This is a genomic window from Halorubrum sp. SP9, assembly GCF_005435015.1.
Lineage (GTDB): Archaea > Halobacteriota > Halobacteria > Halobacteriales > Haloferacaceae > Halorubrum > Halorubrum sodomense.
Genome location: NZ_SGXU01000620.1, coordinates 1 through 282 on the forward strand (window position 1 = coordinate 1; position 282 = coordinate 282).

Annotated in this window: 1 protein-coding gene; it reads left to right on the forward strand. The window is 55.0% G+C overall.

The window, feature by feature from the left end:
• On the forward strand, positions 1–282 hold a 282-nt coding region (locus EXE45_RS20195), incomplete at both ends, for a hypothetical protein (RefSeq protein ID WP_158294360.1).

Below are 282 nucleotides of genomic sequence, written 5' to 3' on the forward strand. Positions count from 1 at the left end.
ATTCACAGTGCCGCAGAATCATACCCAGGAACACTCACACGAATTCGCCCCGACCGAAATGAGGATGGGCTTGAGTACGCCACCGAACTGATTTCCAGTCTCCACGAAGAGGGCGTCACCCAACACCCGTTGAAAAAGAAAGCTGGCATGGGTACTCGCCCCAAAAAGTACAGCTTCGAAGTCGTGTTCACCAATGGAGAACTCCGTTTCTACGTCGGTCTCCCGGACACCGTTGAAGAGCGCGAGTTCCGCCAGCAACTCTCTGGGCTCTACCCCACGAGT